The organism is Paenibacillus sp. MAEPY2 (genome assembly GCF_000499205.1).
In the GTDB taxonomy this organism is placed as follows: domain Bacteria; phylum Bacillota; class Bacilli; order Paenibacillales; family Paenibacillaceae; genus Paenibacillus; species Paenibacillus vandeheii.
Genome location: NZ_AWUK01000032.1, coordinates 17,573 through 38,918, shown reverse-complemented (window position 1 = coordinate 38,918; position 21,346 = coordinate 17,573). Strand labels below are relative to the sequence as shown.

The window sequence follows — 21,346 nt, the reverse complement described above, 5'->3', positions numbered from 1 at the left end:
ACCTTATTGTAATCCATTTTGATGTGTTAATAAAACATTGGTTAAAAAATGATCTGCTACGTACCGTTTCATTCCCCTGGAAATTATGCGTATAATACAAGAAACGGATTTCATCCATATATTCTCAGATGTATTTTGCAGGGGAGTTGAGGGAGTTCCCATGACAGTCAGACCATACGCAAGCAGGCAGGTGAGCGCTGATGGAACCAGCTAGGAAGGTAAGGCTATCCGGTAGACTCACGCGTTGGCCAGGGTTCACGACAGGACGGCATAAAGGGCGTTTTTACCGAAACAGTCTAATGCTTATTTTGCTCATTGCCAGCATTCCCGGACTGATTACAGGCATCGTGATGTACCAGTTGGTCGTTGGCCGGATGGAAAATGAATTTAATCAGATGCACCAAAGCCAGATTGAGAATCGGGCACGCAACGTGGACGACCAACTCGCATATCTGGAGATGACCTTGTCCCATTGGGCTTTTGAACCTAGATTTGGCAACGCGCTGCGAACGCTGGATTTTGTGTATTATTTCAACGAAACACAGGAGATTGTCACCACTCTTTATGTGTTGCAAGGCTCCCATCCGCTCATCAAAACCGCACAGCTATATTTACAGGAACCGAAATCGATTTTGTTTAACCGGGATTATAACGAGTTGAAGGATGATGCGAAAATAGAGGCCTATGATCGCTATCTGACGATGGGCAACCATGTGTATTGGACAGATTGGGTTGCGAGCCAGGGCAGCGATCAGGCAGTCCAAGCAAAGGATAGTATATTGCATACCGATTCAGGTGATGCACTGGTTCTTGTACATAAGATTCCGGGAGAAAGCATTAATCCATTCGGTGCGCTGATCATTACGCTGGATAATGAGAAAGTCGCCAGCTTATTGAAAACGCTTACTCCTTATGACGAAGGGTTAACGTTTCTCATGGACCAGGAGGGAAATACGCTCGTTACCGGGAATCCGGCAGCTGGGAAGGGAGACCATGCTTTTGAGCAGCAGCTCAAAGAAGAAGTCGTCCTGCATGCAGACAGCCATTCCTTCCTGTTCAAATATGAGGATGAGACCTATTCCGTATCCTATGGATCTTTAAGCCGGATTGATTCGGACTGGACGTATGTCTCTGCAGCTCCGCTGACATCGGTGACCTCGCCGGTGAAGCTTGTATCCAAAATTATTGTTATTGCGAGCGCAGGCAGTCTTCTCCTGGGGCTGGTGTTATCCTGGTTTGCTTCACGCAGGATATACTCTCCCGTAGCCAGGATGCTCCACTTGTTGACGCCGGGCAGGAATGAAGCGACACCAGACACCAAGCTGGATGAATTCCAGCTGCTGGAGCAGCAGTGGAACGAGTTGACTTCGCAGAGTTTAACGGCGCATCGGCAACTGCAGGAGCAGCTGCCCCACTTGCGGGACAGTTTTGTATTACAACTGGTGCAAGGGCATCTGTATGCCTATAACGAGCAGGATCTCCAGCAGCGAATGAGGAATCTTGGCTTCGAGGTGGAAGGCCAGCAGTTTTTGCTGCTTCAGATGTATTTTACGGGATATGCTCAACTGCAGGGTCGATTTGGGAGCCAGGATACGGGGCTGGTTACCTTTGCGGCAGTCAATATTATTGAAGAAGTTGCCAAAAATGTTTTCAGTCAAATTAGCGTGATGAACTTTCACGACCTGTCTTCAGCCATGCTCGTGATTGCTCCCGAGGACGAGCCTGTAAAGTCACAAGCGTTGTTATGGGGACGGGAACTGGTGGAAGTTATTGGTCAGACATTGAAAATGAACGTGACGGTGATGGTAAGCCGTCCGGCTGCTTCCCTGCAGGAATTGCCGGGATTATTCGTAGAGATGGAGCAGGCGGTTGCTTATCGAAGCGTGGAAGCTGGGAGCCAGATTCTCGATCTGGAGGATGAGCAATGTTTCCGCAGGACGGAAGAAGCCTCGTATCCACTGGGGCTGGAACGTGAGATTCTTCAGGCGATCAGGCTTGGGAAGAAGGATGAGTCGGAGCGCGTACTGGAGCAATTTATGATCGAGGTCACCCGAGCAGGTAGTTCCGAATTCCAGGTGCAGCAGATGATGCTTCAATTGCTGGGAAGTATTCAGCATATGATGCTGCAGACCGGGGTAACGCCCTACAAGCTGTTCGGGGGCTGCAACATGTATGAGCGCTTGTCCACCATTCGCGAACCTGCCCAAATGATGAAATGGATGACCGGAGAAGTATTGCTTCCTTATATACAGGAGATCGAGATCCGATCCCAGGAGCCGCTGAAGCAGGTGGTGGAACGCACGATGTTGTTTATCGATGAGAATTATCAAAATGAGCTTTCCCTGGAAGGCTGTGCAGATGTGGAGCAGATGACTCCTTACGCATTAAGCAAAGCATTCAAGCAGGTATCCGGTATGAATTTCATTGATTATTTAACACGGGTACGAATGGATGCGGCGAAGCAATTGCTGCGTGAGACCACGATGAAAATCAATGATATCGCAGGCGCTGTTGGATACCAACACAGTTACTTTAATCGGATTTTCAAGAAACAGGAAGGCTTAACGCCAAGCCAGTATCGGGATCAATGGCTGGGTAAATAAACCTGTGCATAAGACTTCAACGCTGACCGGAATCCCGCTTCATGGGACTCCGGTTATTCATGTTTTACCTCGGAAACACCTTGGAAGCAAAGAAGGATAATGCTGCAAAAATGTGCAATCTCCACTGCCAAAATAGGTTCAAGTCTAAGTAGAAATGGCGTTATAGAGGGCTTTCGGGCCACTTTGCGTAACCATGCAAAAAATGAAGGTTGCCGGAAACAGGGCAGCTGTATAGTCTGAATAACAAGTCATTTGATAACGTTTACATAAATAAGGGGGGAGACATTATGAGCGGGAAGACGGACTGGAATGGAAATGGCGCTACAGCAGCTCAAGTGGAAATGGCCGCATTGCCGATGAAGCGGGAGTCCAACTGGAAGAGGCAGATCAAACGAAATAAATGGCTGTACGTGCTTGTGCTTCCCGGATTTTTGTACTTTGTCATCTTTAAATACTTGCCCATGTGGGGGATCGTTATTGCCTTCCAGGATTATCAGCCTTTTCTAGGCATCCGCGACAGTCAATGGGTGGGCATGGAGAACTTTACGAATTTCTTCTCCAATCCGGACTTCTTCCGATTGCTGAGGAATACACTCGTCCTTGCCTTATATGATCTTATATTCTTTTTCCCGGCGCCGATTATTATCGCGTTATTGTTAAATGAAATCAGGGTCGCTTTCTTCAAAAGAACCATTCAGACGCTCGTTTATGTACCTCACTTTGTATCCATGGTTATTATCGCGAGTATCACTTATGTATTCCTGACTCCGCAAGGCGGGGTACTGTATGACCTGATCTCCTGGATCACAGGCAAACCGATCGATGTATTGGCGAGTCCGGGATCATTCCGTCCGCTCATTATTGTTCAGATGATGTGGAAAGAGATGGGCTGGGGAACGATTATCTTTCTGGCGGCACTGGCAGGTGTCGATACAGAGCAATATGAGGCTTCAATTGTGGATGGTGCAGGACGATTGCGGCGTATGTGGCATATCACGCTTCCAGCCATTCGCACAACCATTGTGATCTTGCTCATTCTCAGACTGGGGAACTTCCTGGATACCGGCTTCGAACAGATCTATCTGATGACCAACTCGCTGAATCGTGATGTGGCAGACGTTTTTGATACGTATGTATACACCGTCGGGATTACGCAAGGTGCATTCAGTTACAGTACGGCTGTCGGATTATTCAAGTCTGTGGTCGGGATCATTCTGGTGCTCGGCAGTAACAAACTGGCCAAGAAATTCGGTCATCCCGGAATCTATTAAGGTGTGTTGCCATCCATTGCCATCCATTCATAAAGGAGGAAATCGCCCATGAACAGCCGTCTATACAACAGCCCTGCCGGCAGAGTATTCGATATTTTCAATTACGTCATGCTGGGGATTCTGGGCATATTAACCGTCCTTCCTTTCCTGTATATTATAGGAAATTCATTCGCGACCGAAGCCGAGATAACCGAACGCAGTTTTTTTCTTATCCCGAAGGTATTTTCATTCAGTGCATATGAGTATATTTTCTCCTCGTCCACCATCTTCCGCAGCATAGGGGTTTCCATATTTGTAACGGTTGCAGGTACATTGGTCAATCTCTTCTTCACGCTGACGATGGCTTACCCGCTGTCCCGAAGTGATTTTTGGGGGCGTAATGTCATGATGAACATGGTGATTTTCTCTATGCTGTTCGGTGGCGGGATGATTCCAACCTATCTCGTCATTCGTGGACTTGGACTTTTGGATTCCTATTGGGCCCTCATGCTTCCTGGCGCGATCAGCGCTTTTAACTTAATTGTTGTCAAAAACTTTTTTCAGCAAATGCCGCCCGGGCTGGAGGAAGCGGCCCGCATCGACGGCTGTTCGGATCTTGGGGTGCTGTGGCGCATTGTTCTGCCATTATCCAAACCGGTGATTGCCACGTTTGCGTTATTTTACGCCGTAGGGCACTGGAATAACTTTTTCTCGGCCCTCCTGTACATTTCCGACAGTGACAAATGGCCATTGCAAGTCATGCTGAGACAGATCGTTCTGCTCTCGCAGGCCAGTGTCGGCGATATGGCGAATATGGACCCCAACTTTGTACAGCCACCGGAGCAGTCCATTAAGATGGCGGTGATTGTGGTCGGTACCATTCCGATTTTGCTGGTGTATCCGTTTTTGCAGAAACATTTTGCCAAAGGTGTCATGTTAGGTTCAATCAAAGGCTAAAGCCAAGGGGGAGAACGTATGGGACAAAAGACGGGATTCAAAAAAGGTGCATTACTACTCTCTGCATTATTAGTACTGAGTACGGTTCTGGGGGCTTGCTCCACAGAGAAAGCAGGTTCTGGAACCGCTGCGGGGGGCACGGATCAGATTACGATCATGCTTCCGAACTTTGAAGCGGAGAATCCGCCAGATAACAGCCCTGTGATTCAGAAGCTTGAGGAATTGACCAAGCTGGATGTGAATCTGCAATGGGTACCGAGCAGCTCCTATGAAGACAAATTTAATATTACGCTGGCTTCGGGCAAGCTGCCCGATGTTATGGTTGTGCTTGGCAAATCTCCGAGTTTCATTAATGCGGCTCGTACCGGAGCGTTCTGGGAGCTTGGGCCTTATCTGAAAGACTACCCGAACCTGAGCAAGATGAATGAAATTATCACCAACAATGCTTCCATCGATGGCAAAACCTATGGCATCTACCGCGCACGTGCCCTTGGACGTAACGGTGTCACGATCCGCAAGGATTGGCTGGAGAAGCTTGGCCTGGAAGAGCCAAAGACCATTGACGAGTTCTACAATGTATTGAAAGCGTTCACGAAGGATGATCCGGACGGCAACGGTAAGGATGACACTTACGGTCTGGTGGCGAGCAAATTCACAGGTCCATGGGATAATATGCAGATCTGGTTCGGTGCACCCAACAAATGGGGCGAAGATGGAAACGGAGGTTTGATACCGGCGCATGAGACACCGGAGTATATGGAAGCGCTGAAATTTTTCCGTCAAATCTATAGCGAGGGTCTGGTTAACAAGGACTTTGCCGTGATGGATGCAACCAAGTTGTCCGATCCTTTTGTGAACGGGCAAGCAGGCGTGATGGTGGATGTGGCAGATAACGCACAGCGCATGGATCAGAAAATTTTGGAGAAGGATCCGGCAGCAACTGGACACGTGGATGTGCTTCAAGCAATGGAAGGTCCAAAGGGCCTTCGTGACATGCCAACATCCGGTTATTCCGGTATGATTGCCATTTCCAAAAGCAGTGTCAAAACGGAAGAAGACCTGAAAAAGGTGCTGAGTTTCCTGGATCAGTTGAATGAACCTGAGCTTCAGGCGCTGTTGGGGAACGGTCTGGAAGGTAAGCAGTATGAGAAAAAAGAGGATTACATCATTCCTACGACCGATAAACTGGCGCTGCGAGACGTACAGGGTCTTAACCAGATCCTGATGTTTATTCCAGAGGACAAAACGCTGCGTGTGCAGCAGACACCTGTTCGCCAAAAGGTTGCACAGGTGCAGAAAGCCAATGAGGAGATCGTCATAGCCAATCCTGGCGAACCGCTGATCTCTGACGTGTATGCCCAGAAAGGACCACAGCTGGATAACATCATTAATGATGCGCGTATCAAATTCATCGTAGGGCAAATTGATGAAAAAGGCTTCCAGGATGCCGTAGCACTGTGGAAAAGCAGTGGTGGTGATGACTATGTCAAAGAAGTGAATGAGCTGTACGCTGCACTGAAGTAGATTGATGTTCCAGAGCCCGGCAGCCTTGCTCGCAGTGTAAGGGCGGCAGCCGGGCATTTCCGTATATGCATTGCTCAGGCCATCTGAAAACCAGCTTCATCTCTTTTTGTGAAATATGGCTTCCAGTCTTTGGATTTTGATGTATAATCAATGCAAAACAAACTGATTTGAACTTAAATGAACGGTATTGGTAGACGAATAGCCACTCTTGAACATACAGGGAGGAAGCGACATGTGGAACGAGGATGCATTTGAAAATCCTGAAGTGCAATACCGGGTTCATCCCTTTTGGTTTTGGAATGGGGATATGCAAGAAGGGCAAATCAAACGGCAAATCGCCGAAATGTCTGCACAGGGCGTAGGCGGTTTTTTCATCTGTCCACGTCAGGGGCTGGAGATTCCCTATCTGTCTGAAGCGTGGTTTGACAAGGTACGAATTGCGGTGGAAGCGGCGGCTGCCTGCGGCATGCAGGTCTGGTTATATGACGAGTACCCTTATCCAAGCGGAATGGCCGGCGGTGAAGTGACACTTGATTTTCCCGAGGCGAAGCAGCGCCAGCTTGTACATCATCAATTCCATGTTCCTGGAGGAGAAGCTGTGGAGCATGAATTGCCATGGGGAAGAGTTCTAGTCGCAAAGGCAATACCCAAGGATGCGCACGGCAAACGAGTGTGGCATGAATCCATTGATTTGCGCAGCAATATCGGCAATATTCAGATGGAGCAGGTATATCAGGAGACAGGACTCACGTCGTATAATCGCAAGCGGTTTTTTACATATCGAACGGCTTTTCGACTATTGTGGGAAGCTCCCGCTGGGGAATGGGACGTGATTATATTTCAGGAAGAAGAATTGGATGATTTCAAATATTACGGCAACTTTGTTGACCCGTGTCACAAGGCAGCGATGAGCCGTTTTATTGAACTGACCCATGATCGATATAGGGAGGCAGTTGGAGAACAATTTGAAAGCGTAATCAAAGGCATGTTCTCCGATGAAATCGCGCCGCTTGGGCGTATCCCGTGGTCTCCACAGCTTCCCCGGTATTTTAGTGAACGCTGCGGTTACAGTCTGATTGAGTCCCTGCCCGCTTTGCTACATGGCGATGTTCCAGATGCAGAACGTATCCGGTATGACTATTACCAGTCGCTGCATCTGCTGCTCAGGGAGTCGTACCACAAGCAGGTACATGACTGGTGCGAAAAGGCCGGGATTCAATATGCGGCAGAAGTGCCCGGGGTTCGGATGACCACGCAGTTGTTCAGCCACATGCCAGGGGGAGACTCGGCGCATGAGAAAATCGGACGCCCCTTATCCTGGATTCTGGAACGGTATGGCAAAAAAATGCGCGACAATCCGAAGATGGTCAGCTCGCTTGCCCGACAGCTGGGACGTAACCGTAATCTGATGGAGTGTTTTCACAGTGTAGGCTGGTCGATGACGTTGCAGGATGCCAAGTGGATGATTGATCGGATGGCAGCCATGGGCACAAACTTTTTTAACTTCCATGCCTTTTTCTATACGATTGGCGGACTTGCCAAGCATGATGCGCCACCATCCCAGTTCATACAGAACCCGTATTGGCGTCATTTCCGACAGTTGGGAGATTACACGGGACGTTTAAGCTATTTGATGAGCACCGGAACAGCGGATATCCGAATTGCTGTGCTTGATCCAACGACTACGTTCTGGAGCCTGATGGGTAATCCGTTACACGGATTTGAATATGGTGGAGAGGACGAAGTAGAACGGACCAAGCTGGATCGTCTCACGAACGACTGGATGCGCATCAGTTCTCACCTGCTCGAAAACAGACGTGACTATGACCATCTGGACCCTGAGCTGTTGGCCGAAGCCGTGCTGGCCGATGGCACAATTCAGATTGGCGTTGCACGTTACGAGGTACTGATTCTTCCACCGATGCTGAACCTGGAGGCAGCAGCCTGGCAGCAGGTGAAACAGTTCGTGGAACAGGGAGGAACGGTCATTTCCGTAGGCATGCCACCACATGTAGCCATCCAGCCGAAGAGCCCTGTGGGAGATGAGGCCGCTCAGTTCTTTGGTGCAGGCAACCAGCCGCACGAGGCATATTGGGGCAATACGGAAGAAACAGATCACGACAGCGGAGAATCCATGTGGCGACGGGGGCAGGGAAATGCCTATTTTCTACCTGCGGGAACAGGTCGCGGGGATGACTTCTCCTTGGAATTGATCTCCCTGCTGCTGGATCAGGTACTGCCCGAACCGATCTGTTGGATCATGGAAGAAGAAAGTGCGTCGCTGCTTATGCAGACCCGTCAATTATCGGACGGAGAATTTATGATCTTTTTGTCCAACCAGGAGGGTCAACACCTTGATGGGCAGTTGAAAATAGTAGCCAAGCGGTTATGGTCGAGTGTGGATCTATCGGCGGGTACACGTCTGCTGGCTGAACGGCTCGATCTGGAGACGGGGCAGTTTGATCCATTACCATATACCAGCAGTGGTGGGGAGTGGTGCATTACGCTAAAGCTTGCTCCCTATGAAGCCCATGCTGTGAAGCTCACTTTACAACATGCCCAAAAAGCATCTGAGGGGGATCCTTTTGCTCTGAACCAAACAGGGATGAAGTCTGGCGCGGGCCGTTTAGTTACTGAGACTGAAAACGCACCCTATACCATTCAGCTTCCTTCGGAGGGACCATGGCGACTGGAAACGGTGCAATGCAACACACTTCGAATGGGACAGTTCAACCTAACGGCTTCCAATGACAACGGTGTAATTTTTGAACGTAATCCTGTTGCAGTCAAACCTTTTATTGACCAGGCGGCAGAATTATCGGAGCAACATCATCTGCCGCTCCAGTTTAATCAGGTATTTGGCACACCAAAGAAAGCATCCGTTGCCTATCCAATCCAGTGCAAATATACGACTTCATTTGAGCTGAGGACGGCATTGACAGAATGTCTGTTATTCATGGACAGGGCGGCTATAGCGGGTGAATGGAGCATAGAAATCAACGGACTACAGATTGGACTGGATCAATTCGAGTCGATTGAAATTACCGATCACCATAATATTGGCATCGATATAACAGAGTTGTTACAAAGTGGTTTGAATGAAATGACCGTTACTGTACAGGTCACGAGGGATAAAGAAGGTATCGTTGATCCGCTGTATCTGCAAGGGAGATTTGGTGTGGAATTCCATCATGAGGGGATGATCTCTCTTGTTCCTGAACCGGATACAGCGATTCGGATTCAACCAGAACCCCAACCGCTTTATCCCTACTTTGCAGGAGAGATGAGTTATAAACGTAACTTTTGGCTGGATGAGCCTGCTGAAGAGAGGGCATCATTCGACCTGGAATTCATCGACTGGCGGGTACAGGATGTGGTAGAGGTACGGGTGAATGGTCATAGTCTGGGCGTTCGATGCTGGTCTCCATATCGCTGGACGGGAGAACCCTCCTGGCTTCGAGCAGGGGATAACGATATTGAAGTTCGTGTTACCAATACATTGATTGGATTGCTGGAAGGTACGTATTTTGACTCAGCCAGTCATAGCTTGCGTGAAGCGGGTCAGTGATCCGCTGAAAAATTAACATTACGAGAGAAAAGGGTATGTCGGGATTACGCTCTACCATTTTCTCATCTGGAGATTCTGGCTACTCAAGAGGAGGAGGAACAAGATGGGACATCGCATTCAATTCGACCGGTATCCGGGTGGCGTGATGAAAGCCTTGACGTTCAGTTATGACGACGGGGTGATACATGACCGCAGACTGGTGGAACTTTTCAATCGACATGGGCTGAGGGGCACATTCAATCTGAACTCCGGTACGCTGGGCAAGCCTGGTCGGATCGAGACGGCAGAAGTAGCGGAATTGTATGCCGGGCATGAAGTGGCTGTACATACGGTCACCCATCCTACATTGCCTTACGTTCCGGATGAGCTGCTGACCGAAGAGATTATGGAGGATCGGAGAGCGCTGGAGCAGCTTGTCGGTTATCCGGTACGAGGTATGGCCTACCCGAATGGGGGCTATGACCGTTCACTTAGCACCAAGCTGGAGTGGCTTGGTATCGATTATGCACGTACGGTTGAATCCCATGGCAGGTACACACTGCCTGAGCGACCGCTCGAATGGCATCCAACCTGCCACCATAACCATGATTTGGCGGCTCATGCTGAACGTTATATCCAGCATACGAAGACAGGTACGCCACTCTTGTTATATGTATGGGGCCACAGCTACGAATTCAATGATAACGACAACTGGGAGATTATCGAACAGTTTGCTGAGCACATTGGCGGCCGGGAGGACATCTGGTACGCAACGAACATTGAAGTGATGGGTTACTGGAGAGCAGTCAAACGTCTGGAATGTTCAGCAGATCGGTCCATCATTCATAATCCATCGGCCATCTCCGTCTGGTTAACGGTGGATCAGCAGGTGGTTGAAGTGAAGGCTGGAGAGACATTGCGACTAACCGAACGAATCAAGGTATAGGAAGGGAGCTGACGATCATTCGTTATTTTCATGAGAACGAGGCGATTGCAGGCAAGGTGTATGATTCAATTCCGGATATTTTGACCACGGTGGCCCAGCGATATATTGGGGATCATCCGAAACACTCCTTTTTTTTCCGGGCGTACCATCGGGGAGGTTTTCGCAGGCTTGGGGATTACCGGTATGATCTGAATCTGGATGCCAAGTGGAAAGAGGCTCGTGCAGGACAGTATGTGTACGTGTGGGGCAAGCTGTGGAGTCAGCAGGAGGCTACATTAAGTACGGGACTGAACTGTTATAGTCCGGTGACGGTCTACGTGAACGGAGAAGAAATCTTCAAATCCGAGCTGTTGCAGGAGTTATTTCCCGAGCGCAGAACCCAGATTCCAATCTCCGTGAAATATGGCTGGAACGATGTGCTGCTTTGTTTTGTAAAAACAGAGGTGGGATTCGGTGGTATTTACGGCACGGCTTCATTTAAAAATTTTTCGCTTCACTTCCTCACGCCAGGCGTCGATCGCCAAGGTCAGGAGGGCTGGCTGTACTCCGAACCAGTCGATGAACTTCTATCAATACTCCCTCGTGATGATATGACTGAAGCAGAAACGGGTCTCTCCTGGTACCCACGCAGGGACTGGACAGAGGAGGAATTGGGAGCGGGTTGTTTTAACAGAATTCTGACAGATGCCGCAGATCCGATAAATAAATCAGATTCAGCAAATTCTTCCGACACAGAACCGCCGCTGGTGGCTTATGCTTGGTCCAAGCTGGATGTAATCCAGCCTGGATCGTCACCAGTAATTTTACAAGGAACGCATGACGGTGCACTGACTTTATATGTGGACGGCAGGGAAGTGTACACTGCTGGGGCTACCGGAAATTTCCATGTTGAGCTGCCTCGTCGTTATGGTGCTTGTGATCTCGTAGTCAAAGGCGAAACGAAAGCTACAGCTGTTCCCTGGGGATTCACGCTGGATAATGCAGAGACTTCAGGTTCAAGTGGCTGGAGATTGAGACCACCTCATCCGGTTGCAGGATGTTCCGATGCGTGGCTGTACACAGGTTTATTTTCGCCAGGCTCTGAACCGTCTCCCGAAGACATCGTGGTAACAGATACCGTATTTGATGATGGAGCCCAAGGCGTGTACTGGCATGTAGATCTTCCCGAAACCAGTGTTCGTCCCTATTTGGAAAATACCCATTACGGGAAATGGAATTATCCACTTGGTGTTACCCTGCTTGGCCTTCTGCAGATTGGACAGGAGTTGGGGCGCGACGACTATGTTCAGTATGTTCGGGACCATATCGGCCTGAGTACGTCGTTTGACCGTTACGGTCTATGGGATCGGGAAGGGTACGGCGCCGCGGGAATCAATAATCAGTTGTCTGCCATCGACAGTCTGGATGATTGCGGTTCATTTGGCTCTACGCTGCTCGCAGCAATGGAACTAGGCGACATTCGTGGAGGCCGGGATACCGCAGATCGTATTGCAGACTACATCACGGATGAACAGGAACGTCTGGAGGACGGGGCCTTTTACCGTGTTCGTGGCAGCGGCGAGATGCGTCAGGAAACGATGTGGTGCGATGATCTGTATATGAGCACGCCATTCCTGATGCGTTACGGTCAGTTGACGGGAGATACTTCTTATTGGGATGATGCGATCAACCAGTTCCTCATGTTCCGCAAATATCTCTATATTCCCGAACAACAGATCATGTCCCATGTGTATGATTTTGTACGTGGGCGGGCGACAGGCATTCCATGGGGGCGCGGAAATGGATGGGTTCTCTTTTCGCTAACCGAACTGCTATCGATTCTGCCAAGTGATCACGTCAAACGGCCGGAACTGCTGAGCTTCTACCGGGATTTATGTCAGGGATATCTGGTCCTGCAAGGTGAAAATGGACTCTGGCATCAGGTGCTGAATCGCACGGATTCGTATGAGGAAACCTCCTGCACATCGATGTTCATCTACGCCTATGCCCGCGGTATTCGTGAAGGCTGGCTGGAGCAGCCAGAAGCCTATCTGGATGCGGTGCGCAAAGGATGGGAAGGCATAACCCGTCTGTCCATCGATTATAAAGGCAATGTGTACGGTGTATGCCGGGGTTCCGGTTATTCCTTTACCGCACTCTATTACCGGGATGATCTGGGGTGGATTCTGAACGATACCCACGGTATCGGCATAGTGCTCCTGGCAGGAATTGAGGCGTATAAAATGAACCAGCAGCTGAGCGGCATTTTTTCGCTCGACTCTTCAATTACAGCCGCACAACGCTAGTGCAGCAACCATGAATTCATCACATATAGCCTAATGACCAATAAAGCGGCATAGCCCTTAGGCTTGCCGCTTTATCTTTATGGATGGAAATATTCCGTTTATATTCTGAATTGCACTGAGGGGGTTAAAACAGCTCCAATTGCTCCGGTCCCTCTTCCTCCTCCGGCTCCGTACGGTCAGGAAAGGGCTTCACAGGCTGCTCCAGCAGCTCCATCATCATCTGTGCATTCGCAGCGGCGTCGCCGCCTGAGTTGTTGTTGAAAATCACATAAACATCCTTGCTCTGCTCCTGCAATTGCTCCAGATAACCCTTCCACTCCAGCAGCTCTTCCTGGTTGTAGCGATACAGATAACGGGTCTCGCGCCAATTAGGTGCACCATTCTGGTGCCAGCCTGATACATTGCGTCCGTGCATGCGTACCAGCGTCATCTCGGCATCGGTAGCCTCGGGAACGATGGGAATAGATCCCTGACCTGCCTGAGGTTCATCACAGACACTGTGAATCCAGCCTTGCTCCTTCATAAAAGCCAGCGTTCGCTCGCGCATGCCTTCTTCATACCAGCTGCGATGACGAAATTCGAGAGCGCACGGGATGCCTTCCATTCTCAGCTTTACTTCACGCAGCTCATTGACATTGTCCCGATTGCACTCAAACCACGGCGGGTATTGGAACAAGGCCGCTTGCATCTTGCCTGCTTCCATGACAGGCTCCAGCGATTCGCGAAAAGCCTTATACATCTCCGAGGTGCTGGTGAAATAGGGCTTTCCTCGCAGATGTCCTGTCATCCCTTGATAGGCTTTGACGATAAAAGCAAAGGATTCCGGCGTCTCCTCTGCCCAGCGTGCCATCCGGTCCCGAGGCTGAACGGCGTAGAAGGAACTGTCTACCTCTACGGTCGTAAAATATTGTCCATACAGACGGAGCTTGTCTTTCGCTTTGGTACGATTGGGGTATAAATCTTCCTGATCTCCCCAGCCCGTAAGTCCAATCCGAATCATCAATAACACCTCCTGTTGCTGCTGCATATCTTATGTTAGCGTTATGTTTCAGTCGTCATCTGTCGTTCATGATGTGAAAATGCCATACTGGTTTGATATCAATCCTCTATGTATAGTTAACCGATTCGCGAGGGCCTGACTATGTTTAACATTATATCGTGTGGTTTCCGGCCGTTCAACGCGGACGATTCGTGGGAATTTTTGAGTTTGAAGGATAAAGACGGTACAATGACTAAAAGCTATAGAGAAATGATCCGGCTGGTATAACAGCGTATTACGGATAGTTGGGCCAGTGACCATGTGGAGGGCGATACGTAATGACGGAATGGTATGAAAAGAGTTTTGGAGAAGACTATCTTCTTGTGTATAAACATAGGGATGTGCAGGGTGCATACCAGGAAGTACATAAAATGATAAGCTGGTTAAAGCTTCAGCCAAAATCCAAGGTACTGGATCTGTGCTGCGGTATGGGCCGACATTCTTTGGCCCTTGCTGACGCTGGTTTCCAGGTGACCGGTATCGACCTTTCTGATGTGCTTTTGCGTGAAGCACGTGAAATGGATACCGAACATCGTGTAGAGTGGTATCACGCCGATATGCGCGAGCTTCCACTGAAAGGCGGATTTGACGCCGTGGTCAATCTGTTTACCTCATTTGGTTATTTCCGAGAGGATGGAGAGCAACTTCGAGTATTACGCGCCATTCATCGGATGCTGAAGCCGGGAGGCAGTTATATTATTGATTTTATGAACACGGCTTACGTGACTCGTCATCTGGTGCAGCATTCAACACGTGAAAGCGAAGGACAGTATATTGAAGAGTTTCGCAAGATCCAGGATGGATTTGTGCAAAAAGAAATACACATCACCGATATCGCATCCGGGCAGAAACCGCGAATCTATCAGGAACGCGTCAAATTGTACACCCGCGAACAACTACGTGATCTGCTTCACGAGGCAGGACTCGTGGTGGATCAGGTACATGGCGGTTATGATGAAGAAAAGTACGATGAGCAGACATCGCCGCGGATGATTTTTGTCGGTCATCGGCCTGTGCAGTAGAGTTGGAGGAGAATATTAATGAAGCAAACGGAATCCATATCCATGCCAGCAGGCATGCATCGGGTCAAGATTACGATGGCTTTTCCACTGCGCTGGGTGAACAGCTATGTACTTCATGAACCGGACGGAACAATAACGATTGTTGACCCGGGACCACGCAGTGCTGAGACGGAACAGGAGTGGCACGAAGCGCTTGCCGATTTCAATTTAACTTTTCAGGATATTAAGCAAGTTGTACTGACCCACCATCATCCCGATCATCTGGGGTTATCTGGCCGGATACAGCAGCAAACGGGTGCGCCTGTCCGAATGTCCACACGATCCCGCCAGGAGGCAGATTATATGTGGGGTCCTGAGGCGACCATTAACACAGTGCTAACGGAATACTATGGCCGCCATGGGATGCCGGGAGACAAGACGCAGCAGATCCGCGAACATATGGAGGGATTTCACTCACAGATTACACCACTTCCGGTTGTGACACCGATTGAAGATGGCGAATGGCTGCTTATGGGCGGGAAAAAGTGGCTTGCAGTGGAAACAGGGGGTCACGCGCCGGGACATCTATCCTTCTATGCGCCCGACTCCGGGGAGATCCTGTGTGGAGATGCGGTATTGCCGCAGATTTCACCGAATATCAGCCTGCAGCCGGGAAGTGACGATCAGCCTTTATTGTCTTATATGGAAGGGTTGCATCGACTGGGGGCTTTGGATGTAGAGGTGGCATATCCAGGTCACCGGAATCCGTTTAACCATTTTGCCGATCGAACCGTCCATCTGCTTACTCATCATGAGGAACGCCTTCAGAAGATGGGTGAGCGAATCCGGGAAGCACCGACGAGTGCATATGATATGTGTGTATTTATGTTCGGCGACCGCTTGGGAGCACATCAGCTTCGCTTTGCGATGAGTGAGACGTTGGCGCATCTGCAGGAATTGATCCGGCGTGAGGTTATTGTACAGGAGCAGCGGTTGGACGGAGAATTCTTCTTTAGGGAGCATGGTTAGGGGTTATACTTGGGATTACAAGACTTTGAGGCAGGGGATCTTCCTGGTCAGAGTCTTTTTTGCGTGTAACGACTTAAATAATGACTTCAATAAAATAAAGCTTTAGTCTCTCTTAACGGTTCATTCATCTTCTTTTAAGCCTGCACTTCTATGATAAATGCATGAACTTCGCCATAGAAAGCAGGGAAGAGCGATGACTAGAAAAAAACGAAACCAATGGAGAAAATGGCAAGCCTCGGCGGCAGCAACGTTGACCGTGGCTGCACTCTTTCAATATGTAAGAACTTCTGATGCCTTTGATATCGCTTATGCGGCGGCTAATGGTAACGATATAAGCAGTACAGCCTCTACCCGGGTGGATACCCAGGATGATGTCATGGACGAATGGACAGATAACACTGATAGCATTTCCAATGCACCGTCCAATGAGGGCTATAGCCTGGATGAGGGGACAGCCGATGGAACCAACGCCATCGTTCCGAATCAAGGCAGATCGTCGGATGGCTGGATGTCAGATCAGAGCAGCAATCAGGATACAGACTCCGGTTATAGCCGTGGCAACTATCAGTCACGCACAGGTGCATCATGAGCCGCACAAAGCAAGCCTCCCGTCTGCTTAGGTTCCGCTTCCGAGCGATGAACACGGACGTGGAAGTCCAGTTGGCAGCAGGACGGGAAGAGGCTGAGCATGCGGCAGCGCTGGTGAAAAATTGGTTCGAAACGCAGGAACAGCGTTTCAGCCGATTTGTGGCAGATAGTGAATTGAATCGTCTGAATCGTTGCACAGGCTGGATGCCCATCTCCGCAGCAATGGATGAAGTGTTAAGTTTGGCATACGGTTATATTGGTCAGACGGAAGGGATTTTTCAGCCAGGTATCTCTCAGGCTCTGCGGGCTTCGGGTTACGATGTCAGCTTCGAGCAGCTGCAGCAAAGAGAGCTTCGTCCATCAGGAATCGAACTCAGATTGGACATCCGACAATCGGATATAACAGATATGCTGAGAGACGAATATGACTATAGCCGCCCAAGCTGGATTCAAAGGGAAGGCAGTCGAATGGTTCATAAGGACCCTGGAACCGAGCTGGACCTTGGGGGCATTGTTAAGGGCTGGGCCGTTGAGCGTATCGCGGATTGGCTGCAACGTACACTTCATATTCCGGCGGGGTTGATTAACGCAGGTGGGGATATTCAGGCATGGGGGACAATGGATCAACCGATGTGGTCCGTACATGTCACTGATCCTTATCAAGAGGAGCGTAATCTGATAGGGAACATTCAGTTGAGGAAAGGTGCAGTTGCCACTTCTGGTATTGTGCGACGACAGTGGCAGAATACGGACGGTAGCCTTTCGCATCATTTGATTGATCCCCGGACGATGGAGCCGGCAGATACCGATGTGCTGCAGTGTACCGTTCTGGGCCAGCATACATCGCAATGTGAGATTATTGCCAAGACCGTTTGTATCTTGGGAAGTGCCGAGGCAGTGGGCTGGTTAAACCGACATTATGATCGGCATGACGTCCTGTGGATGACTCGGGAAGGGAGCACTTATTTTAGAGGAAATACCGATACGCTTGCTGAACGCTGGCCCGGTTTTGATCCGGATCACCGCTTCAGCCTTATATAAACGCCAAGTCTATCAGATATGGGGGAGCCGGTTATGGCACAATGGATTGTAGATTATCTGCCAACGTGGAATATCATTCGAATTAGTGGGATAGCCGCTTATTTGCTGCTCTTTGCGGGTGTGTTTCTGGGGATTGCCCAAGGAATGCCCATCGCCAAAGGCAAACCCAAAGCGGCCATGTATACATGGCATACCCGAACGACCTGGCTCGCCTTCGGACTTGGACTTGTGCATGCGTTAAACCTATATATTGATCACTATAGTCCGTTCACCTGGAGTGAATTGCTCATTCCGTTTACGTCTCCAGTGCATCCAATCGGAAGCGGACTGGGTACGTTAGCCTTTTATGGTCTGGTGATCGTATTGTTATCCAGTGACCTGCGTAACAAGCTTGGCCGCAAATGGTGGTTTATGTTCCATATGCTGTCTTATCCCGTATTTATCGGTTTACTGTTCCATGGCATGGTTACCGGTACGGATTCCGGCAACGTCATTATGCGCCTGATGTATGTATTTACTGGGTTGAGCATACTTGGTATTACTGTACTTCGTGGCTTGTTGCGAGAACGCAAAGGCCCGGAAATTACGATTGGACCCAGTCGTGTAGAGGCTAAGCCAGCTTCAGCCGAACCGAATTGGAGAGAAGTGTATCGTTTGGCGGAAGCGGGAAGACAGGAGCATATGAAATAACGTATACCGAAATAAGTGGATATACAAAAGAAGCGGCCTGGTGGCCGCCTTTTTGTCATGATCAGAATCGTAAATTATACGATATCATCGCTGACCGGTTTTTGTCCCAAAGCTTCTTCAAGCTCCGATTGTTTGCGATGTGCAATCCGGCTGCTGGCCGCCGAGGCAATAGCCCCCACGATATCATCCAGAAACGTATGCACAGGCCCAAGGCTCTTGTCGTTCAGACGTTCAAGCACGCCGGGTTTTAACTTGTCTACATAACCGTAATTCGTGAATCCGATACTGCCGTATACGTTGACGATGGAGAACGCGAGAATCTCATCCACACCATATAACCCCTCATCATTCTCAATCATCTCCTGCAAAGGCGAAATGAGTTTGCCTTGCTCTGCCAGCAGGTCCAGCTGAATGCCTGTCAGGACTGCGTTCTGGACCTCACGTTTGCGTAACACTTTCTCCACATTGTCGATACATTCTTCCATCGTCAGATCTGGATAATACTTTTTCTGCAGCATCATGACCAGTTCCGCGATCTCAGAGATTTTGACGCCCCGCTTGTGCAGCCATTCCCTCGTGGCCTCTTCCACTTTACGGCTATTCAGGCTGTAAGGGATTTTTTCTTGCTCAGGATGTTCCATGGGCGATTCCTCCTCTGAAGTTAGCAATGTCCTTATGCTTGTATCCTAATACGTTATTAACCGTTTTGGGTTTCTTTGCTACTTTCGATGGGGATGGAACGCCTGTTTTTGACTTTATGCATGATGCGCTTGTTTAAAAAGTAGTTATTTTTTGGGCAAAGGCTCGTATACATGGTAGTACAAACTGTAAAAATGATGAGGGGGAACGTGATCATGAGTAAGATCCGTTATTTGCGTACAGCTTCTGCAGCTGCACTGTTGAGTATTCCTGTGGTGTTATCCGGATGTGGCATGTTTGGGGCACAGTCCTCCGAGGCAATCGATCCACCGCCGCCGATTCAGGAAGCGGCTATGATTCAGGCGGCCGAAGGCAACGGATCACTCGCCAAGCTGCCGCTTACAACCGTGTATTTGCAGGACCAGCAAGGTTTGCTTGCTCCGGTATCCATGACGCTTCCGTCGGGCACGGACGTTAGCAGCCCCAAAACAGCTCTGGATACACTCGTGACGGGCGGTCCTTATGCAGGGATGTTGCCTGAAGGATTTCAGGGCGTTCTCCCGCAGGGCACTGTTGTTCAGAACGTAACGATTCATGCGGATGACAAGCTGGCAGTCGTGGAGTTCTCGGGCGACTTCGCCAAGTATGATGCCAAGGACGAGCGCAAAATGCTGGAGGCTGTCACCTGGACACTCACGGGTACACCAGATGTGCAGAACGTACAGATCTGGGTAGACGGCAAAAAGCTGACGCAAATGCCAGTAAACAGCACACCGCTGCCGGAACCGTTGAACCGGGCGGTGGGCATCAATCTCGATTTGGGTGATACATTCACGACCAACAGCAGTCCGGTGACGGTTTATTTCTCAGCCGCTACGCCAGCAGGCATCCAATATTATGTTCCGGTTACACGTCTTGTGACACCAGGTGGAGACCGGGTGCAGGCTGCGTTGAATGAACTGATCAAGGGGCCAGCCAAAGGCGGGGAGCTGGAAGAGGTTATGACAGGCGGAACCCAGCTGCAATCGGTCAAAACGTCCCAGAATGGAACCGTAACGGTTGCACTCAAAGACGACATGTTCACCGAGGGAGATGTCGTGCCAAGTGAACTGCTGCAATCCGTCGTGTTGACCACGGCTGAGAATACAGCAGGCAAGGAAGCTAAAGTCCAGATTGAATGGAATGGCCAAAAGACAGTCATGAGTGATGATAATCGGGATTATAGTGCCCCCGTATCGAAGCCTGAATATATCAACGAGATTCCAATTTAAGCCACAAAGAGCCTTCTAGCGTAAAGTTGACAGAACTCTTTGATGGATAGAATGCTTTTAAGAGAACTCTTTGGGGGACAGGATGCTTTTAACTGAACTCTTTGGTAATATAGAAGGGATTAGTAAAAGTGTGAACAAGCTCGACATTACAGGATGCTTAAGTCGTAGGAGGCAGAAATGATGAGATCTAACGGACGAACAAGCGACCAGCTGCGCCCGATGAATTTAACAATTAACACAAATAAATACGCCGAAGGTTCTGTACTGATTGAAGTGGGAGATACCAAGGTTATTTGCACAGCTACTGTGGAGGAACGTGTTCCTCCCTTTATGAAAGGGCAGGGTAAAGGCTGGGTAACGGCTGAATACTCCATGCTGCCACGTGCAACACATACCCGGAATCAGCGTGAAGCGAACCGCGGCAAATTGACTGGGCGCACCATGGAAATTCAGCGCCTGATTGGCCGGGCACTGCGCTCAGTCGTTAATTTGCAGGCGCTGGGTGAGCGTACGATTACACTGGACTGTGATGTTATACAAGCAGACGGGGGTACACGCACAACGTCCATTACCGGTTCGTTTGTAGCGCTGGCTCTCGCTGTGAACAAAATTTCCCAACAACATAAACTGCAAGTGTTCCCGATTACAGATTTCATTGCAGCGGTAAGTGTGGGTGTAGTTGGAGAACAGCCTGTGCTGGATCTGAACTATGATGAAGATTCCAAAGCCAAAGTGGATATGAATTTGGTGATGACAGGCGGCGGGAAATATGTGGAGCTTCAGGGAACAGGCGAAGAAGCACCATTTGACCGCCGTGAGCTGAACGCGATGCTGGAGCTGGGTGAACAGGGTATTCTGGAAATGATTGAGCGTCAAAAAGAAGTTCTTGGTCCCATTGCACTCAAGATCGGCGCTCGTGGACTAGGAGAAGCCTAA

The 21,346-nt window shown here is 49.5% G+C and carries 16 protein-coding genes; 14 read left to right on the top strand and 2 right to left on the bottom strand.

The genetic code is table 11. From position 1 onward, the window contains the following. Nucleotides 1–200: 200 nt before the first annotated feature. The 7 genes from P364_RS0123690 (at nt 201) to P364_RS0123660 (ending at nt 13,112) form a co-directional block, all read left to right on the top strand. Complete coding sequence (locus P364_RS0123690; RefSeq protein ID WP_024632533.1) at nt 201–2,603, top strand: AraC family transcriptional regulator; 2,403 nt, start codon at nt 201–203, stop codon at nt 2,601–2,603. A gap of 341 nt (nt 2,604–2,944) precedes the next feature. Then, complete coding sequence (locus tag P364_RS0123685) at nt 2,945–3,874, top strand: ABC transporter permease (RefSeq protein WP_052016746.1); 930 nt, start codon at nt 2,945–2,947, stop codon at nt 3,872–3,874. A gap of 48 nt (nt 3,875–3,922) precedes the next feature. Then, complete coding sequence (locus tag P364_RS0123680) at nt 3,923–4,810, top strand: carbohydrate ABC transporter permease (protein ID WP_024632531.1); 888 nt, start codon at nt 3,923–3,925, stop codon at nt 4,808–4,810. An 18-nt stretch (nt 4,811–4,828) separates the two neighbouring features. Further along, the gene (locus tag P364_RS0123675) at nt 4,829–6,334 is read left to right on the top strand and encodes an extracellular solute-binding protein (protein ID WP_024632530.1); all 1,506 of its coding nucleotides are present in this window, start codon (nt 4,829–4,831) and stop codon (nt 6,332–6,334) included. A gap of 232 nt (nt 6,335–6,566) precedes the next feature. Beyond that, nucleotides 6,567–9,902, top strand: coding sequence for a glycosyl hydrolase (locus tag P364_RS0123670; RefSeq protein WP_024632529.1), 3,336 nt, complete (start codon nt 6,567–6,569; stop codon nt 9,900–9,902). Between the two features lie 103 nt (nt 9,903–10,005). Next, the gene (locus tag P364_RS0123665; protein ID WP_024632528.1) at nt 10,006–10,827 is read left to right on the top strand and encodes a polysaccharide deacetylase family protein; all 822 of its coding nucleotides are present in this window, start codon (nt 10,006–10,008) and stop codon (nt 10,825–10,827) included. A 56-nt stretch (nt 10,828–10,883) separates the two neighbouring features. Beyond that, complete coding sequence (locus P364_RS0123660; protein ID WP_152532746.1) at nt 10,884–13,112, top strand: glycoside hydrolase family 88/105 protein; 2,229 nt, start codon at nt 10,884–10,886, stop codon at nt 13,110–13,112. Nucleotides 13,113–13,236: 124 nt separating this feature from the next. On the opposite strand, the gene P364_RS0123655 is transcribed toward P364_RS0123660, so the two are convergent. After that, on the bottom strand, nt 13,237–14,112 hold the full coding sequence (locus tag P364_RS0123655) for a DUF72 domain-containing protein (RefSeq protein ID WP_024632526.1): 876 nt from the start codon (nt 14,110–14,112) through the stop codon (nt 13,237–13,239). Nucleotides 14,113–14,429: 317 nt separating this feature from the next. Between P364_RS0123655 and P364_RS0123650 the strand changes: the two genes are divergently transcribed. From P364_RS0123650 to P364_RS0123630, 5 genes are all read left to right on the top strand, one after another. After that, entirely contained in the window at nt 14,430–15,173 is a 744-nt protein-coding gene (locus tag P364_RS0123650) for a class I SAM-dependent methyltransferase (protein ID WP_024632525.1), read from the top strand. An 18-nt stretch (nt 15,174–15,191) separates the two neighbouring features. After that, the gene (locus tag P364_RS0123645; RefSeq protein WP_024632524.1) at nt 15,192–16,181 is read left to right on the top strand and encodes an MBL fold metallo-hydrolase; all 990 of its coding nucleotides are present in this window, start codon (nt 15,192–15,194) and stop codon (nt 16,179–16,181) included. Nucleotides 16,182–16,374: 193 nt separating this feature from the next. Then, nucleotides 16,375–16,770 (top strand): hypothetical protein, encoded by a 396-nt coding sequence (locus tag P364_RS0123640; RefSeq protein ID WP_024632523.1) that lies wholly within the window; start codon nt 16,375–16,377, stop codon nt 16,768–16,770. Further along, nucleotides 16,767–17,810 carry an FAD:protein FMN transferase gene (locus tag P364_RS0123635; protein WP_024632522.1) on the top strand — a complete coding sequence of 348 codons (1,044 nt, stop codon included), beginning with the start codon at nt 16,767–16,769 and terminating at the stop codon, nt 17,808–17,810. The genes P364_RS0123640 and P364_RS0123635 overlap by 4 nt, the downstream gene beginning before the upstream one ends. A gap of 33 nt (nt 17,811–17,843) precedes the next feature. Further along, entirely contained in the window at nt 17,844–18,500 is a 657-nt protein-coding gene (locus P364_RS0123630; protein ID WP_024632521.1) for a ferric reductase-like transmembrane domain-containing protein, read from the top strand. 74 nt (nt 18,501–18,574) lie between these two features. On the opposite strand, the gene P364_RS0123625 is transcribed toward P364_RS0123630, so the two are convergent. Further along, nucleotides 18,575–19,141 (bottom strand): phosphatidylglycerophosphatase A family protein, encoded by a 567-nt coding sequence (locus P364_RS0123625; protein WP_024632520.1) that lies wholly within the window; start codon nt 19,139–19,141, stop codon nt 18,575–18,577. 213 nt (nt 19,142–19,354) lie between these two features. On the opposite strand from P364_RS0123625, the gene P364_RS0123620 reads away from it, so the two are divergent. Together P364_RS0123620 and rph are read left to right on the top strand one after the other, a co-directional pair. Continuing rightward, nucleotides 19,355–20,410 (top strand): GerMN domain-containing protein, encoded by a 1,056-nt coding sequence (locus P364_RS0123620; RefSeq protein ID WP_024632519.1) that lies wholly within the window; start codon nt 19,355–19,357, stop codon nt 20,408–20,410. A gap of 177 nt (nt 20,411–20,587) precedes the next feature. Further along, nucleotides 20,588–21,346, top strand: coding sequence for a ribonuclease PH (rph, locus tag P364_RS0123615; RefSeq protein WP_024632518.1), 759 nt, complete (start codon nt 20,588–20,590; stop codon nt 21,344–21,346).

Coding starts and splice junctions, on each gene's coding strand:
- P364_RS0123690 (WP_024632533.1), top strand. CDS start 201: ATGGAACCAGCTAGGAAGGTAAGGCTATCCGGTAGACTCACGCGTTGG.
- P364_RS0123685 (WP_052016746.1), top strand. CDS start 2,945: ATGGCCGCATTGCCGATGAAGCGGGAGTCCAACTGGAAGAGGCAGATC.
- P364_RS0123680 (WP_024632531.1), top strand. CDS start 3,923: ATGAACAGCCGTCTATACAACAGCCCTGCCGGCAGAGTATTCGATATT.
- P364_RS0123675 (WP_024632530.1), top strand. CDS start 4,829: ATGGGACAAAAGACGGGATTCAAAAAAGGTGCATTACTACTCTCTGCA.
- P364_RS0123670 (WP_024632529.1), top strand. CDS start 6,567: ATGTGGAACGAGGATGCATTTGAAAATCCTGAAGTGCAATACCGGGTT.
- P364_RS0123665 (WP_024632528.1), top strand. CDS start 10,006: ATGGGACATCGCATTCAATTCGACCGGTATCCGGGTGGCGTGATGAAA.
- P364_RS0123655 (WP_024632526.1), bottom strand. CDS start 14,112: ATGATTCGGATTGGACTTACGGGCTGGGGAGATCAGGAAGATTTATAC.
- P364_RS0123650 (WP_024632525.1), top strand. CDS start 14,430: ATGACGGAATGGTATGAAAAGAGTTTTGGAGAAGACTATCTTCTTGTG.
- P364_RS0123645 (WP_024632524.1), top strand. CDS start 15,192: ATGAAGCAAACGGAATCCATATCCATGCCAGCAGGCATGCATCGGGTC.
- P364_RS0123640 (WP_024632523.1), top strand. CDS start 16,375: ATGACTAGAAAAAAACGAAACCAATGGAGAAAATGGCAAGCCTCGGCG.
- P364_RS0123635 (WP_024632522.1), top strand. CDS start 16,767: ATGAGCCGCACAAAGCAAGCCTCCCGTCTGCTTAGGTTCCGCTTCCGA.
- P364_RS0123630 (WP_024632521.1), top strand. CDS start 17,844: ATGGCACAATGGATTGTAGATTATCTGCCAACGTGGAATATCATTCGA.
- P364_RS0123625 (WP_024632520.1), bottom strand. CDS start 19,141: ATGGAACATCCTGAGCAAGAAAAAATCCCTTACAGCCTGAATAGCCGT.
- P364_RS0123620 (WP_024632519.1), top strand. CDS start 19,355: ATGAGTAAGATCCGTTATTTGCGTACAGCTTCTGCAGCTGCACTGTTG.
- rph (WP_024632518.1), top strand. CDS start 20,588: ATGATGAGATCTAACGGACGAACAAGCGACCAGCTGCGCCCGATGAAT.